At 35.9% G+C, this 16284-nt stretch carries 15 protein-coding genes; 7 read left to right on the top strand and 8 right to left on the bottom strand.

Translation table 11 applies throughout. From position 1 onward, the window contains the following. Positions 1-138 precede the first annotated feature (138 nt). The 4 genes from gldG to LGQ90_RS04520 all read right to left on the bottom strand — a co-directional run bounded on the left by gldG (position 139) and on the right by LGQ90_RS04520 (position 3818). Complete coding sequence (gene gldG / locus LGQ90_RS04535; protein WP_229338597.1) at positions 139-1809, bottom strand: gliding motility-associated ABC transporter substrate-binding protein GldG; 1671 nt, start codon at positions 1807-1809, stop codon at positions 139-141. Next, a complete protein-coding gene (gene gldF / locus LGQ90_RS04530; RefSeq protein ID WP_229338594.1) occupies positions 1809-2546 on the bottom strand; it encodes a gliding motility-associated ABC transporter permease subunit GldF in 738 nt (245 codons plus the stop codon). Before gldF ends, gldG begins: the two co-directional genes overlap by 1 nt. Positions 2547-2687: 141 nt before the next feature. Next, positions 2688-2984, bottom strand: a complete 297-nt coding sequence (locus tag LGQ90_RS04525) for a putative quinol monooxygenase (RefSeq protein ID WP_229338591.1) — start codon at positions 2982-2984, stop codon at positions 2688-2690. After that, positions 2985-3818 carry an SAM hydrolase/SAM-dependent halogenase family protein gene (locus tag LGQ90_RS04520; RefSeq protein ID WP_229338589.1) on the bottom strand — a complete coding sequence of 278 codons (834 nt, stop codon included), beginning with the start codon at positions 3816-3818 and terminating at the stop codon, positions 2985-2987. Positions 3819-4027: 209 nt separating this feature from the next. Between LGQ90_RS04520 and LGQ90_RS04515 the strand changes: the two genes are divergently transcribed. The 4 genes from LGQ90_RS04515 (at position 4028) to LGQ90_RS04500 (ending at position 8746) form a co-directional block, all read left to right on the top strand. Beyond that, positions 4028-4981 (top strand): PhoH family protein, encoded by a 954-nt coding sequence (locus LGQ90_RS04515; protein ID WP_229338586.1) that lies wholly within the window; start codon positions 4028-4030, stop codon positions 4979-4981. Positions 4982-5002: 21 nt separating this feature from the next. Further along, complete coding sequence (locus LGQ90_RS04510) at positions 5003-5956, top strand: phosphoribosylaminoimidazolesuccinocarboxamide synthase (protein WP_229338584.1); 954 nt, start codon at positions 5003-5005, stop codon at positions 5954-5956. Positions 5957-6114: 158 nt separating this feature from the next. After that, the gene (acs, locus tag LGQ90_RS04505; RefSeq protein ID WP_229338582.1) at positions 6115-8028 is read left to right on the top strand and encodes an acetate--CoA ligase; all 1914 of its coding nucleotides are present in this window, start codon (positions 6115-6117) and stop codon (positions 8026-8028) included. 49 nt (positions 8029-8077) lie between these two features. Then, entirely contained in the window at positions 8078-8746 is a 669-nt protein-coding gene (locus LGQ90_RS04500; RefSeq protein WP_229338579.1) for a hypothetical protein, read from the top strand. A gap of 52 nt (positions 8747-8798) precedes the next feature. Here LGQ90_RS04500 and LGQ90_RS04495 read toward each other — a convergent pair whose 3' ends face one another. Next, complete coding sequence (locus LGQ90_RS04495; protein ID WP_341481952.1) at positions 8799-9467, bottom strand: 3'-5' exonuclease; 669 nt, start codon at positions 9465-9467, stop codon at positions 8799-8801. 2 nt (positions 9468-9469) lie between these two features. Next, on the bottom strand, positions 9470-11392 hold the full coding sequence (locus tag LGQ90_RS04490) for a DUF294 nucleotidyltransferase-like domain-containing protein (RefSeq protein WP_229338574.1): 1923 nt from the start codon (positions 11390-11392) through the stop codon (positions 9470-9472). A gap of 177 nt (positions 11393-11569) precedes the next feature. Here LGQ90_RS04490 and LGQ90_RS04485 point away from each other — a divergent pair, with 177 nt between their 5' ends. Continuing rightward, positions 11570-12235, top strand: coding sequence for a hypothetical protein (locus LGQ90_RS04485; protein ID WP_229338569.1), 666 nt, complete (start codon positions 11570-11572; stop codon positions 12233-12235). Between the two features lie 21 nt (positions 12236-12256). Next, complete coding sequence (locus tag LGQ90_RS04480) at positions 12257-12931, top strand: hypothetical protein (protein WP_229338565.1); 675 nt, start codon at positions 12257-12259, stop codon at positions 12929-12931. A gap of 57 nt (positions 12932-12988) precedes the next feature. On the opposite strand, the gene LGQ90_RS04475 is transcribed toward LGQ90_RS04480, so the two are convergent. Together LGQ90_RS04475 and LGQ90_RS04470 are read right to left on the bottom strand one after the other, a co-directional pair. Continuing rightward, positions 12989-14065: a DNA topoisomerase IB gene (locus tag LGQ90_RS04475; RefSeq protein ID WP_229338562.1), complete on the bottom strand. Its 1077-nt coding sequence runs from the start codon at positions 14063-14065 to the stop codon at positions 12989-12991. Positions 14066-14192: 127 nt separating this feature from the next. Further along, complete coding sequence (locus tag LGQ90_RS04470; RefSeq protein ID WP_229338559.1) at positions 14193-15281, bottom strand: M42 family metallopeptidase; 1089 nt, start codon at positions 15279-15281, stop codon at positions 14193-14195. 121 nt (positions 15282-15402) lie between these two features. Between LGQ90_RS04470 and LGQ90_RS04465 the strand changes: the two genes are divergently transcribed. Further along, on the top strand, positions 15403-16110 hold the full coding sequence (locus LGQ90_RS04465) for a DUF4294 domain-containing protein (RefSeq protein ID WP_423738446.1): 708 nt from the start codon (positions 15403-15405) through the stop codon (positions 16108-16110). The last annotated feature ends 174 nt before the right edge of the window (positions 16111-16284 follow it).

Here is a 16284-nt window from a genome sequence, read left to right as displayed (position 1 = left end):
TGTTCACCGAGTTTTTATTAACAGACTTTGATTGTTAAAATGACGCAAAACTCTGTAAAATAAGTGTTTGTAAAATCAAACTGATTTGTAATTGTTAATATGTGCCAGTGCAAAGCTTCTGTAGTTTCTACGAAGGCTTTACTTTACATATTTCTGCTTTCTGTAGAATCTGAAAGTAATTCCGAAAATCAGTAATAGAATGATCGGGCCGGCAAGATTGATCAATTGCCATTGAGCCCTTTGTTCCGCAGTTTTCTCCTTATCCAGGAAGGCCAGATTGATCTCTTTGGAACGTATATCTATAAGGCCGGTATCATCCAGAAGATAATTCACGGCATTGAGAAGAAATTCTTTATTTCCGTAGGTGTTACCTGTATAACGCTGAAAACCCAGTTCCATAGCCTTTCCTCCCTGAATATCGTTTTTTATAACATCTCCATCAGAGATCACCAGCATTTTTGAATCCTCTCCCTTGTTTACATGGTCTGAGATTTCAAAAGGCTTTACTCTGTTCTTATATACAGATTTAAACTTACCCTCCAAAAGTACCGCCAATGATTGCTCCCCGGCATTATAGGTGCTGATATCCGGTTTTTCTCCTACCATATTAAGGCTTATCTGTGCCGGAACTCCTTCAAGTTTAGTTTTAGGAGAACTGCTTAAAAGAATAGTCTTTTGAATATCATTTGCCAGGGTATCTATAGGGTTCGCATATTCAAATTTTACCGCCTCAATATTGTTGATGATCGGGTGTTCATTTGGAGAACTCGTTAACGGGCTATAGAACCATGGATAAGGATTAAACCTTGTATTTTCTCCTTCTCCGCTGGCCAGAATAATAGGAGCAGAGTAGAGGTCATTTACAATTTCCGGATTAATACGAAGCCCATAAGAGAAAAAGTAATCACCAAGATTGAGGTTTCTGGGCAGGGCGATAGCAGTTCCGCGTTCGTTGAAAAGGCTGTCATTTTCCATATTGGTAACTTCAGCCATCCATAATATTTTTCCACCCTGCATTAAATATTGATCCAGAATGTATTTTTCATTTTCAGAATAAGCCTGGGTTGGTTTTGGTTCTAAAATAAGATCATATTCCTTTAGATCTGCCAGTGTTTTTTGTGGATTAATGGCTGCGGAATCCAGGGTAAAAGGAGCCATAAAATAGTACTCCTGAATAGTTTTAATAAAATCTGCAATTTTGCCATCGGGAAGTTCGCCGTTACCGCGCATTACTGCAATCTTCTTTTTTCGCGGATAGATAAGCTTGCTCAAACCGTCGGCCAAAGAATATTCCAGTTGTTGTACCGAAGCATTTACCCGTTCTTCATCGGTAGCACCGATCTGGTTTTTCAGTAAAGGAATTTTCACCGTTTTATCACCGTAATTGGCAATCGCCCAGGGAAAAATGATACTTTCGCTGTTCTTCCCATTTTCCTGAACATTCAATCTTGCCGGAGTCATTCCCATTTTATAGAATTCCTCGGCAATGGCATTGGCATCCCCACCTTCTGCTAAAGGATCAACAAAATTGAATTTTATATTTCGGTTATAAGCCGAAAATTCTTCCAGCATTTGCCTGGTTTCATTCTGTAATCTTCTGAATTTAGAGGGAAAACTGCCTTCAAGAAAAACATCAATAATAATCGGTTGCTCAACATCGGTAACAATTTCCTTGGCAGCCTGGGAGAGACTGTATCGCTGATCCTGGGTAAGGTCATACCTCAGGTAAAATTCTGAAGCCATAAAATTCGCGGCTACAAGAATAACCAGTAAAATAAGTAGGGATTTTATCTTAGTTGGTTTCTTCATTATCTCCGGTTCTTTGTTCCTGAAAGTCTGATCTGAGTCAGTTTTAAAAACAGAAATATTAAACTTAGAAAATAGATAAGGTCGCGGGTATCTACCACACCACGGCTTATACTTTTATAATGAAAGCTAATCCCGAAGGATTCAAGAATATAACTGGAGTTTCCAAAGATGTTTGTCTGGCTTAAGCCTTCAAAAGCATAGTAACAAACGAAACATAGGAAAACTCCCAGTAAAAAAGATACTATCTGATTAGATGAAATACTGGAAGCGAAAATGCCAATCGCGGCATAACAACCACCTAAAAATAGAAGTCCTATATAAGAGCCCAGGGTGGCGCCAACATCAAAATTTCCTACTGGTCTACCCAACTGACTAATGGTTAAAACATATAGCAAGGTTGGAATAATTGCCAGGATAACTAAAATTAAAACACCTAAATATTTTCCGGTGATCAGCTTCCATAGCCCGATGGGTTTTGTGAGCAGGAGCTCCATAGTTCCCATTCGATTTTCATCAGCAAAACTTTTCATGCTAATTGCCGGGATCAGAAATAAAAAGATCCACGGAGCGAGATTGAAGAAAGGTTTAAGATCGGCAAAACCACTATCCAGAATATTATAACCTCCTGTGAAAACAAAAAGAAAGAAGCCGCAGGCTATAAGGAAAAGACCAATCACCAGGTATCCCGTTAGGGAAGAGAAAAAGGATTGTATTTCTTTATTTAGTATCGCCAGCATACTTTTCAGTTATCAATTATCAGTTATGTGTTTTCTGTTTTTTGTCATTTCCGCAGGGAGAAATCTCTTTTCAATTATAATTATTTCCTATTAAAACTTTCACATTTCGACTGTGCTCATTGTGACAATTCTCATTACTCACTACTCAAGACTTACTAACTTATCCACACTCCAGGCTTCCGGTTTTTCATTGAACAGGACTTTCGTATTGGCCCAGACGCTTTTAAAAAGTTCAGAATGTCTGTAGTTTTCCAGGGCTTCTTCATCTTTCCAGTAAGAATACGTGAAAAATTGGTTTGTATTGTCTTTACCTCTATAGAGTTCTAAAAACTGGCAACCTTCAAAACCTCTGATCTTAGTTTTATTTTCTTCAAAATTTGCCAGGAACTCATCGATCTTTTCGGGCTGAAATCCCATTTTCACTATACGTACAAACATTTATTCAAAATTTATTGTTATGGTATCCAGGTATTCGAGTCCGAACAAACTTGCCGCACTTCCCACTGTACTTGGATTACTTTTATACATGGCCAGTTCTATATAACCGGCTGAATTAAATACCGCCAGTTTCTTGCCATCTTCTTCTTTTCGCTTTTCTTTTTCCACATCAAAATTAATGGCGTGGCTATAGGTTTCGTAGATCACATTAAAATTCACATTTCGGGCACTTATCTTAAAATCCCTACCCTTGCCCACGGTTTCAAATAATTTTCGGGTGATATTGGTGATCACATTTCCGTAATTATCAACATAGATCACATGCCCCAGGATCTGGTCTTTTTCAGAATTTATTAGCGGTTCAAACTGCTTTAAATGTTTTATTTCGCTAACGCTTTTACCTATGACTTCCAGGGTTCCTCCACGTGAAATATGGCAGGCAACTTTTACAAAGACATCCAGAACCGGGAAGTTAGTTTGGATTTTATCATGAATATTGATCTCTACGATCTTTTCTGGTCTAATTTCTGAAGCCAATAGAGAGAGGATACCATTATTGGCACATATAAAGTAATGTTCATCCAGTTTTACTGCCAGATGTTTATTTTCCGGGGTTAATTCAGAATCAATCCCAATAATATGAATACTTCCCTTCGGAAAACTTTTATAGGCATTCTTAATAATATAAGCAGCCTCACTTATATGGAATGGAGAAACAGAATGTGAAATATCAACAATTCTTACATCACTTAATTCGCTATAGATAGCTCCTTTAACCGCACCAGCGAAATAATCTTTCTCTCCGAAATCGGTCGTTAAAGTAATGATTGCCATAGGCGATTGTTAATAATTTTTAATCTGAGACAGGTAATTTTCCTTAAGTTTGTATAGAAGGCGAATATAATTTTATTTTTAGGTATTCGCTTAGGCTAAAAGCTAAAAAATACCATTAATTCGATTTCAAAATTAGGATATTGAAATGCGAAGGACAAATAAAAATGACCTGAAAAATCTACAATGCTTCATCTTAAAAACCACAGCTTTTGAACGAACTTCTTATTGAACTCTCAGAAATTAGCCCTAGAGAATTTTTCGGGCAGCAGAATGAACACATTGAACTTTTAAAAAAATATTTTCCAAAATTAAAGATCGTCGCCAGGGGTAGTAAAATACGTGTCTTTGGGGATGAAGAAATGCTGGAAGAATTCGATAAGCGATTTTCGATGTTGATGGATCATTTTGGAAAATATAATAAACTTGACGAAAACACTATTGAAAGGGTTTTGACCAGTGATAGTGAAGAAGATTATGAAAGTTCAAAAGAGAGCGGTGAAACCATAGTGCATGGTATAAGTGGAAAAGTGATCAAAGCCCAGACCGCCAACCAGCGTAAACTGGTAGAACTTTCCAAAAAGAACGATCTGGTATTTGCTATAGGGCCTGCGGGAACTGGTAAAACCTATACTGGAGTGGCTCTTGCGGTAAAAGCTTTAAAAGAAAAGCAGGTTAAAAGAATTATTCTTACCAGGCCGGCAGTAGAAGCAGGGGAGAATCTTGGATTTCTTCCGGGAGATCTTAAGGAAAAACTGGATCCCTATATGCAACCTTTGTATGATGCTTTGCGGGATATGATTCCGCATGAAAAATTAGAAGTTTTCATTGAAAAAGGAGTTATACAGATTGCACCTTTGGCTTTTATGCGTGGACGTACCCTGGATCATGCCTTTGTGATTTTAGACGAAGCTCAAAACACAACTCATGCGCAAATGAAGATGTTTCTAACCCGTATGGGTAAGAGTGCTAAATTTATGATCACCGGGGACCCGGGACAGATTGATCTTCCCAGAAGAACAATTTCAGGATTAAAAGAAGCGCTACTCGTATTAAAAGATGTAAAGGGAGTTGGTATGGTTTACCTGGACGATAAGGATGTAATTCGACATAGATTGGTGAAGAAGATCATTGCCGCCTACAAAACAATTGAACACAACGATTAATTATAAAAGTTTAAGCTCTTTATGAGTAATACGATAACAACAACAAATTTCAGTTTTCCCGGACAGCAATCGGTTTATAAAGGAAAGGTAAGGGACGTGTATTTTTTAGAAAATGATCTTTTGGTGATGATCGCATCAGACAGGCTTTCGGCTTTTGATGTGGTGATGCCTAAAGGAATTCCTTATAAGGGTCAGATCCTTAACCAGATCGCCACAAAAATGATGGAAAAGACCAGTGATATTGTACCAAACTGGCTGGAGGCAACCCCAGATCCCAATGTAGCAATTGGTAAAAAATGCGAGCCGTTTAAAGTTGAAATGGTGATTCGTGGTTATATGTCTGGGCATGCAGCCAGGGAATATAAGGCCGGAAAAAAGGAACTATGCGGAGTAGCAATGCCTGAAGATTTAAAGGAGAACGATAAATTCCCGGAACCAATTATTACTCCGGCCACTAAGGCAGAACATGGGGATCACGATGAAGATATTTCGCGTGAAAACATCATAAAAAGAGGAATTGTATCTGAAGAAGATTATACAAAACTTGAAGATTATACCAGGAAGTTGTTTCAGCGTGGAACTGAAATCGCCGCTAAACAAGATTTAATATTAGTAGATACCAAATATGAATTTGGAAAAACTGCAGATGGTGAGATCGTATTAATAGATGAGATCCATACTCCTGATTCTTCGCGATATTTCTATAAGAAAGGATATGAGGAACGTCAGGAAAAAGGAGAATCTCAGAAGCAACTTTCCAAAGAATTTGTTCGCCAATGGTTAATTTCTAATGGCTTTCAAGGTTTGGAAGGACAATCTGTTCCAGAAATGAGTGACGAATACATCAAGTCTGTTTCTGAAAGATATATTGAGCTTTACGAGAATATCACCGGTGAAAAATTTGAAAAGGCTGATGTTTCAAATATTGAAACCCGAATTCGGCATAATGTAGAATCTTATTTAAAGTCCCGTTAATCTGGTTTTTCGGAAGAAAAGCAAGGGCTATTTTATCAAATTAGGATAATTTATCTCTTTTAACTCATTATCTCTTTTTTGATTCCTTTCGATTTAATAATTTTAAAGACAGAACCGGTTTAGCCGGTTTTGTCTTTTTAATTTAAACCCACTAAAGCATGAGTAATTATCATATAAAGAATCTGGAAGAATATTTTCAGGTATATAGAAAGTCTGTTAGAGAACCTGAAAAATTCTGGCAGGAAGTTGCCGAAGAACATTTCGTTTGGAGAAAAAAGTGGGATAATGTACTTAGTTGGGATTTTTCAAAACCAGAAGTAAAATGGTTTGAGAATGCTAAACTTAATATCACCGAGAATTGTATAGATCGCCATCTTCTTGCCCAGGGCGATAAAACTGCTATTATCTGGGAACCAAATGATCCAAAAGAGGAGGCTTTGCATTTAAGTTATAGTGAGCTTCATAAAAAAGTAAATCAGTTCGCCAATGTTTTAAAAGATAATGGTATTCAAAAAGGGGATAAGGTATGTATCTACCTGCCCATGATCCCTGAACTGGCTTATGCTGTACTCGCCTGTGCGAGGATTGGAGCTATTCATTCTGTGGTATTCGCAGGTTTTTCAGCTTCAGCCTTAGCAACAAGAACGTTAGATGCAGATTGTAAGATGATGATTACCTCAGATGGTTCTTTCCGTGGAGATAAAAAAATTGATCTTAAAGGAATTGTAGATAAAGCTTTAGAAGATTGTCCAGATGTAGAAACCGTACTGGTCGCAAAAAGAACCGGAGCCGATATTAATATGAAAGAAGGCCGGGATAAATGGCTGGAACCTTTGATGGAAAAGGCTGCAGACAACTGCAAACCTGAAATTATGGATGCGGAAGATCCTTTATTCATTCTATATACTTCAGGATCTACTGGCAAACCGAAAGGGATGCTGCATACCACCGCAGGTTATATGGTTTATACCGCATATACTTTTAAAAATATATTCAATTATCAAAATGATGATGTTTACTGGTGTACTGCCGATATTGGTTGGATTACGGGACATTCTTATATAGTTTACGGTCCGCTGTTAAATGGGGCAACAACGCTAATGTTTGAAGGAGTTCCTTCCTATCCTGATTTCGGTAGATTCTGGGAGATAGTTGAAAAGCATAAAGTAAATCAATTTTATACGGCACCGACAGCTATTCGAGCTTTAGCAAAAAAGAATCTTGATTTTGTAGATAAATACGATCTCTCTTCGCTCAAAGTCCTGGGAACGGTTGGAGAACCAATTAATGAAGAGGCCTGGCACTGGTACGATAATCATATTGGTAAAAATAAGAGTCCGATAGTGGATACCTGGTGGCAAACAGAAACCGGAGGAATAATGATCTCTCCAATACCTTTCGCAACCCCGACCAAACCAACTTTTGCCACATTACCCTTTCCGGGAATTCAGCCTGTGCTTATGGATGAAGTAGGGAAGGAGATCACAGGAAATCAGGTAGATGGGAGGTTATGTATAAAATTTCCGTGGCCTTCTATGGCCAGAACTATTTACGGAAATCATGATCGTTACCGCGACACTTATTTTTCAGCTTATAAAGACAAATACTTTACCGGTGATGGAGCTTTAAGAGACGAAACAGGTTATTACAGAATAACCGGTAGAGTAGATGATGTTATAATCGTTTCTGGTCATAACCTGGGTACTGCACCAATAGAGGATGCCATCAATGAACATCCGGCGGTGGCGGAATCTGCTGTGGTTGGATTTCCGCATGAAGTTAAGGGCAACGCCTTATACGGTTTTGTAATTCTGAAAGAGTCTGGTGAATCCAGGAATCAGGATAATCTTAGAAAAGAGATCAATCAGCAGATCGCTGATAAGATCGGGCCCATAGCGAAACCGGATAAAATTCAGTTTGTAGAAGGACTTCCAAAAACCAGGAGCGGTAAGATCATGCGAAGAATTTTGAGGAAGATCGCTTCCCATGATATTTCAGATCTTGGAGATACTTCAACTTTACTTAATCCAGAGGTGGTTGATGAAATTATTGAAGGAATTAATAATAACTAGGATTTCGGTATAATATTTGTTTAATTAGTATAAACTTTAAATCTAATTCATGAAAAATCTTATTACTTTTCTAGTATTCAGTTTAATTGCATCCCTCTCCAATGCTCAAATTTCTGATAATATGAGCGCAAATACAGGAATGCAGATTTATACAAAATCTAAAACTCCAGATAGATATACTGGCTCTCCATATGTTGAGGATGATTTTCGCAGAGGTATCATTTATGATATGAATAAAGAAAATTCTCAGCCTGCATTGCTAAGATATAATGCAGTAGAAGACGTGGTGGAAATCAAATTACAGAAAAATGAGGAGTCAAGATTTCTTCCTAAACTCACTCATATAGAATATCAAATGGGCGATTATACATACTTTATAGATAATATAAATACTGATAACGGGAATATCGAAGCTTATTTCGCTAGATTTCATGATGGAGATAAAGTAAAATTTATTGCCAGACCTGTACCTAAAGTTACTCCAGCCGTTACTGCTAAAACTGGTTATGAAAAAGATAAGCCGGCAAACCTGGGGGTGGAAATGCAATATTATATTTCTACTAAAGATAATTTTTATAAAGAAGTTAGATTGAAAGAGAAGGATTTTGAAGATATTTTTACTTCAGACAGGATGGAAGAATATTTTGATGAACACAAAATTAAATCTGAAATGGATATTGTAAAAATGCTTGAGTTTTATGAAAATAATAATTCTTAATATTCGATCTATTATATAAATTAAAAAAAGCTTTCAATTTTGAAGGCTTTTTTTAATGGCTCTTTTGTAGGTGGCGGAGGGTCGACTTTTCCGATTTTACAATCTTACCGAGTAATTTCATGAATATTAATGCAGTAATATAGGCATCCCCAGATGCTGTATGCCTGTCGGTAAGCTCAATATTATAGGCTTCTGCAATCTCGTCTAGAGTATAAACTTTATCTCGGTCTATTAAGTTGGTAACTATACGGGTCTTTTTGTAAAGTATGGAGGTGTCCAGGACTTTATTTTTTAACTTCGGAAGCGAATTTCTTTTTAAGGCCTTATTGAGCATTTTAATATCGAATCCAGCATGATGCGCAACAAGCACTGAATTCTGGATATAGCTTAAAAATCTTTTTAGAGCTTCCAGTTCAGAAATTTTTTCAAATTTTTCATTTTGAATGATCCCATGGATCTTTACGGTTTCTGGATTGAATTTTATTTGTTTCAAAAACACTTCAAAATTGTCACTTATCTCGATACTTTGATGTTCAACCCTTACAGCGCCTATACTTAAAATTCTATCCTCTTCATAATCAAAACCTGTGGTTTCAGTATCAAAAACCGTAAACCTAATGTCTGAAATTTTTTCTGGTATTTTTTCTTCAAAACTTTTCGCATAATTCTGCCAGAAATAAGGTAACTCTTCATCAACTCTATTTTTTTTAAACCATTTCATGATCATAAATAATAGGTGGTTTCAAAACGGATCTTAATTAACTCCTGAATTTCTTTTATGCTTTTAAAACAACGTTTTAGTTTGATCTTATCTTCTTTGCCTAAATCTTCGAGGTTAATAAATCTTCCGTTATCCTTATGTCTCAATCCCTGTTTAGTTCTGAATTTAATTAGCGCTCTTGAAGAATAAGCACAAGCCTGATAAATCTCCTTATTATTGGGTTCCAGCTGGGCCAGTTTCTCAAATCTTTCAGAAGTATTGCTAATATTTTTCACTCTGTGTTCAAGAATAAGAAGGCGTGCAGCATCGGTTAATGGCATGATCCCTCTCTTTTTTATATCGAAAAGATCTTTTTTCTCTCCATCCTGTTCAACCAGAAACTGTCTGAAGAAACCTAATGGTGATGGGTTCCGTAGTGCTTGTGCAGCTAATTTATTCAGGAAGTTTCGATTTCCTTTCAAAATATCAAAGATATGATCAGATATTGAGTTGGTAAGCTTTACTTCCCCATAAGAAATATCGAAATCGAAAAATATCTGGCATAAGAGTATCTCGTCGTTTCCTGAAGTAGTAACCCATTCAGAAAACTGATCTTTCCATTCTGAAAGGGAAAGGCAATATTTTGGATTTCGAGCCATCATTTCTGCAGGACAAAATTCATAACCAATAATATTAAGTCTCTTCGTCACTTTGGTGGCAAGCTTTAAAAAATATGCCCTGGTTTCTTCAAGTTTTTCTTCAGGAACATCTTCAAAAACCAACGCGTTGTCCTGATCTGTATTGAGAAGCTGTTCCTTTCTTCCCTGACTTCCCAGGGACATCCAGGCAAATTTAGCCGGAAGGGGAGTGTCCATTTTCTCAATACACCTCTCAATAGTGCGTTTAATCGTGGCATCGTTTAATTCAAAAATAATATTTGAAATATGAGTAAGAGGAATATTACTTCGAATATATCCATTCAGCAAAATCATTACTTTATTTCTAATCCGCTTAAGCTTTTTAGTACTACCGGCTCTATTGATCGCTTTCATTAATACGGCAGGATTATTACCCTGCGAAAGAATAATATCGTGTTCAGAAACTATGCCCTTCACCTGGGTGTTAGGAGTGCCGTCTTTGGTGATGCATATATGATTAATATTATGCTTCATCATAGTTAATTGCGCCTGCGCAATAGTAAGATTTTTAGAATAACAGATCACCGGCGTTTTCATAACCTCACTAATAGGATGCTGGATTGGAAGTTTCCCGGTCGCAACCAATTCGCGAAAATCTACGTCGGTTACAATTCCCACAGGTTTTTCATCTTCCACAACAATTACAGAGCCTACTTTTTTGTTACTCATTAATATTGCCGATTTCTGAATACTGGTTTCAGGAGAAACTGTAACCATTTTCTTAATTATCGGGATTGGCTGTAATTCAAAAAGCGCTTCTTTTTTTAAACTAATATCTTCTTCATCTGAAATTAGTTTGCCACGATGTTCATTAGAATAGGGATTCCTGGTATTTGAAGCGAAACTTTCCATAAGGAAATTTCCAACATGGGGGTTGCTTATGGCGTAAGGTTTAAAAATATTAAGAGGAATAGCATAGATCACACTTTCCTCATCAGTGATCGCATTGATCTGGTAATTTTCTTTGGCAAAAAGTGGACGCAAGCCAAAAACATCACCTTCATCACATTTATCTATCGTTTCTGGCTCCTGGTTATTATCTATCTTCTGTAAATCTACTGCACCTTTTTGTACAATATAAAAGTAATCATGTACGCTTTCATCTCTGGAAAAAATGGTCTGGCCTTGTTCAAAATACATGACCTTTATTTCGGTAGCAATTAATTCTAGTTGTGATTTCTCCAATAATGAGAAAGGAGGGAAGTCGCTTAAGAAATCTGCAATTCTGGATGCAATTGAATTCGTCATACTCCAAATTTATCTGAATTTGGATAAATATGGAAGCTTAGCATCTCCTATTTAGAGATTCATTTTCTTAATTTTTCTTAAATCTTTATGATTTGTAACATTTTTAGTCAGACAATAAAATTAAAAAGCATTAAAATAGTTATATTGGGATTATTAACTGTTAAGCATAAAAATATCATGAAAAAATTTATTTTAGTATTGTTTGTAGTAGCTTTTGGGTTGGAAAGTACATCGCAGGAACAGGGAGTTACTGGTTCGGATCTTTTAATTGATTATACCAAATACATTGATTATGAAAATAACCAGAATTCAAAGTATATTCTAGGCAGCATCTATCTTAATGATGATTTTGTAGAAGGAAAGATCATTAATACAGAAACTAATGAGTTTCAATTAGCTTTTTTGCGCTATAACGCTTTAGAAGATCTGGTTGAAATAAAATTGACTAAAGATTCTAAAATTCAGGTATTACCAAAAGTGGATAATTTAGAATATCATTTTGAGGATCATTCAATAGTTTTTAATGAGATAGAAACTACTAAGGGAGATGTAATAAATGGGTATTTCATAGAATATTTTTCTAAAGATGATTTGGTATTTGTTGCCAAGCCAATTTTGACAGGAAAGGAAGAAAGATTCAGTATTCATGATGATAATCTCAAACTATTCCTAGACTATGATTATTACGTGCAAAAAAAGGAGAACGTTGAAGAGGTTAGGTTAGCTAAAAGTAATTTTGAGAAATATTTTTCAGATAAAGATAAAATGGAGCCTTATTTCAAGAATAATAAGATTAAGAATGAATCAGATGTTGTAGCGATGCTTCAATTCTACGCTCAGTAAATAACTTTAACTACGGTTACTATGAAATATATATTCCTAATCCTTTTTTTTAGTGGATCCATAGCGTTTGGTCAAACGGCGAATAGTGACATGATCGTTTTTACTGAATATAGAATGCCAAAGACAATAACTTCTACAGAAGTATTATCTCTAAATAGTATTGAGGGATCTCCATATTTAAAGACTGCTTTTACTGCTGGAAAAATTATTGATACTGATAAAAACAGATATCAATCAGCAAATTTGCGATACCACTTTCTGCGTGATATTATTGAAATTGATGTTGAAGGTGAAGATAATCCCGTTGTACTTCCTAAGCTGAAAAATATAGAATATCTAATCGGCGAGGAGAAGTTCTTTTATGGTTCTTTGAAGACAGAAAAAAATGAAATTCTGGAAGGTTATTTTACTGAATTATTTGCCGATAAGAATTTAAGATTTATCTCTCAATATAAAATAGATTATAAATATCCTAGAATTGGAGAAACTGGTTACGAAAATGATAAACCTGGAAAATTGTCTTTTGAAAAAATATATTTCGTTCAGAAAAATAAGGGCTCTCTAAAGGAAATGAAAATCAATAAGCGAAGTGTCGGTGCGATTTTTAAAGATACGAGATCTAGTGAATACTTAAATAATCACAAGATCAAATCTGAAAAAGATGTGATTGATTTTCTTAAATTCTACACGCAATAAGTAATCAATATATAGTTTATCTGGAAGTTTGATAAGTAGGTAATTCTTGCCTGTTTATCAAACTTCTATTTTATAATCCTTAATGAGTTTATGAATTGCTTTTTCAGTTTCCGAAAGCTGGGTGTATGCGGGAGCCTTATCATTCTTAACTTTTTTGAAATAAGGAACAATTTCTCCGTTCTCGTAAGTTTCTATAATTTTTGGGTGTACATAGTAACTTCTGCAAACCGCCCTTGTATTTCCTAAACCTTCCGCCGCTGTATCGAAACCTTCAAGGATATTTTTCTTATTAGCTTTCTCATCTTCTGTATAACCCTTCTCTAGAAGAGTTTCAAAAAATATTTTGGTAGCAGACCAGGTTCTGAAATCCTTTGCAGAGAACATATCTCCGCTCAGCTCATGAATATATTCGTTGATCATTTCACTATTTACGCTTTGCTTTTCTCCATCTTCATTATAAAATTTGAAAAGTTCCCAGCCTGGTATCTCTTCACATTGATTTATAAGGTCTATCAGCCTTCGGTCTTCCACAGTAATAGAATGCTCTTTCCCTTTTTTGCCGATAAATTCAAATTTTAATCCATCCTTAAAAGTTTTTACATGTCGGGTACGGAAGGTTGAAAGACCATAAGTTTTATTGGTTTTTGCGTAGTAGTGATTTCCAACTCTAATATGAGTTTCCTCCATCAAACGTATTACCAGCGCCAGAACTTTCCTTTTCGGCATACCTTCCAGACTAAGGTCTGCATCTACCTGTTTCCTGATCTTCGGAAGTATTTTTCCGAAGGAGGTCATTTTAAAAAATTTTGTTTGATTTCTTATTTCAGACCAGGTAGGGTGATACATATACTGTTTGCGGTTTTTCTCATCTCTGCCCACTACTTGAAGATGTCCGTTTGGAAAGTGCGTGATCCGTACGTTTTTCCATGCTGGTGGAATTACTAATTTTTTGATCCGTTTCATAGTTTCTGGATCTGAAATTTTCTCATCTTTCTTATAATAAGCAAATCCACGGCCTATTTTTTTTCTTTCAATAGATAAATGGTTTTCAGAAACGTATCTCAGGTTGGCAAGTTTTACGGCTTTATGAGAATCACTAATTAGCGTTTCGACATCATCAGGCGACAGGGTCATATTTTTTTATTTAAATATAAGTCGAAATCCTATCGGTGATATATAAAATATTGTGAAACTTCAGCCAATAGAAATAAAAAACTCCCTGTTTTCAGGGAGTTTAAGAATATATTATATTTCGTTTTATCTATTCGAAATAACTAAAGCTATCACCTTCCTTAATATTAAGGAGAGATTCGTAGATAAGATTGATCACATTTTCAACATCATCGCGGTGAACCATTTCCACCGTTGTGTGCATGTATCTTAGTGGTAAGGATATCAGGGCAGAAGGAACGCCGCCGTTACTGTAGGCAAAGGCATCAGTATCTGTTCCGGTAAATCTTGAAGATGCATGTCTTTGGAATGGGATCTTTTTATTTTCAGCCGTATCTATAATAAGTTCTCTTAGCTTATTCTGAACGGCAGGTGCATAGGAAATTACTGGTCCGTCACCAATCTTATTTAAACCATTGGTCTTTTTCTCGATCATGGGAGTGGTGGTGTCATGGGTAACATCGGTAACAATGGCAACATTTGGCTGAATTCGATGCGTGATCATTTCAGCTCCTCTTAACCCAATTTCTTCCTGAACTGAATTTGTAACATACAGCCCGAAAGGTAATTCCTTCTTGTTTTCTTTCAGTAGCCTGGCAACCTGGGCGATCATAAAACCACCAATTCGGTTATCTAAAGCACGGCAAACAAATTTATCACCATTCAATACAAAGAATTCGTCTGGATAAGTGATTACACATCCCACATGTACTCCAAGTTTCTCAACATCCTTTTTATTATTACATCCAACATCTATACAGATATTGTCCATTTTTGGAGATTGTTCTTTTTCCTTATCCCTCGTATGAATTGCAGGCCAGCCAAAAACACCTTTTACAATTCCCTTTTTAGTGTGGATATTTACTCTTTTTGAAGCCGCGATTTGATGGTCACTCCCACCATTTCTAACCACGTAGATCAAACCTTCATCACTAATATAATTTACGTACCATGAAATTTCATCAGCATGTCCCTCAATAACCACCTTATATTTAGCGTCTGGGTTTATCACACCAACGGCAGTACCATAAGTGTCTGTTATAAATTCATCTACATAAGGCTTTAAGTATTCCATCCATAATTTTTGACCCTCAGATTCATAGCCTGTGGGGGCAGCATTATTGAGATAGGTTTCTAAAAACTTTAATGACTTTTTGTCGAGTACTTCGCTTTTCTTCATAGTTCAATTAAATTTTCACGAATTTAAAAAGTTTTAGATTGGTAACAACTTGCTATTGATTAATTTTGGAATGATTTTGGTGAAATTCATTTATGAAAAGTTTGAAATTAAATATAAAGTGATTAAAAATCTTTACATAATAATATTGCTATTTGGATTTAGTGGATTCTCACAGGATAATAGATCAGAGCCGAAGGATACTATTGAAAATGATAGTATTGAAAAGCATTATATGATCATTGCCGGGGATTCTATTCCCCGTGAAGCCATAGATCTGGAAGAAGTTGTATTGCTTCGTAAACTTAAGTTTGACAGTAATGCAGATAGAAAACGTTACCTTATATTAAGGAGAAAAACCAGAAAAGTATATCCTTATGCGAAACTGGCTTCTGAAAGGTTGGTGGCATTAAATTCCAGGTTAGATGATATTAAGTCTAAACGGGATAGAAAGAAGTATACTAAGATTATACAGGATTATATTGAAGATGAATTTTCTGCAGAATTAAAGAAGTTGACCAGGACCGAAGGTCAAATATTGGTTAAGCTTATCCATAGACAAACCGGGATTACAACCTTCGAACTTGTAAAAGAGCTGAAAAGTGGATGGAGAGCTTTTTGGTATAATACCACCGCCAGTATGTTTGACATCTCCTTAAAAGAAGAATATCATCCAGAGTCAAATCAGGAAGATTTCTTAATTGAAGATATTTTACAGCGATCTTTTCGGGATAATATATTAGAAAGACAGGCCAGTGCACTTGATTTTGAATATCTGGATCTAAGTGATAAGTGGAATACTGGGAGTGGTTCGAAAAAAAGAAGCAGATAATTCCTTTTTTAGCTTCTGACCATCAGTGTATTGAGGAGTAATCTTAATTTTCCCTTAAAAAACCTCGATTATTATTTGGTAGAAAGAAAGGAGTTGGTGTATATTTGCAGCCGCTTTGAGAGCAAGGCGTAAGTTCACTGAGAGTACTGGGAGTAAGCAATAGCAAGGAAAAGC

The organism is Christiangramia sediminis, assembly GCF_020552705.1.
GTDB classification, from domain to species: Bacteria; Bacteroidota; Bacteroidia; order Flavobacteriales; family Flavobacteriaceae; genus Christiangramia; species Christiangramia sediminis.
The sequence above is the reverse complement of the archived record's forward strand: the minus strand, read 5'-3'. Positions and strand labels throughout refer to the sequence as shown.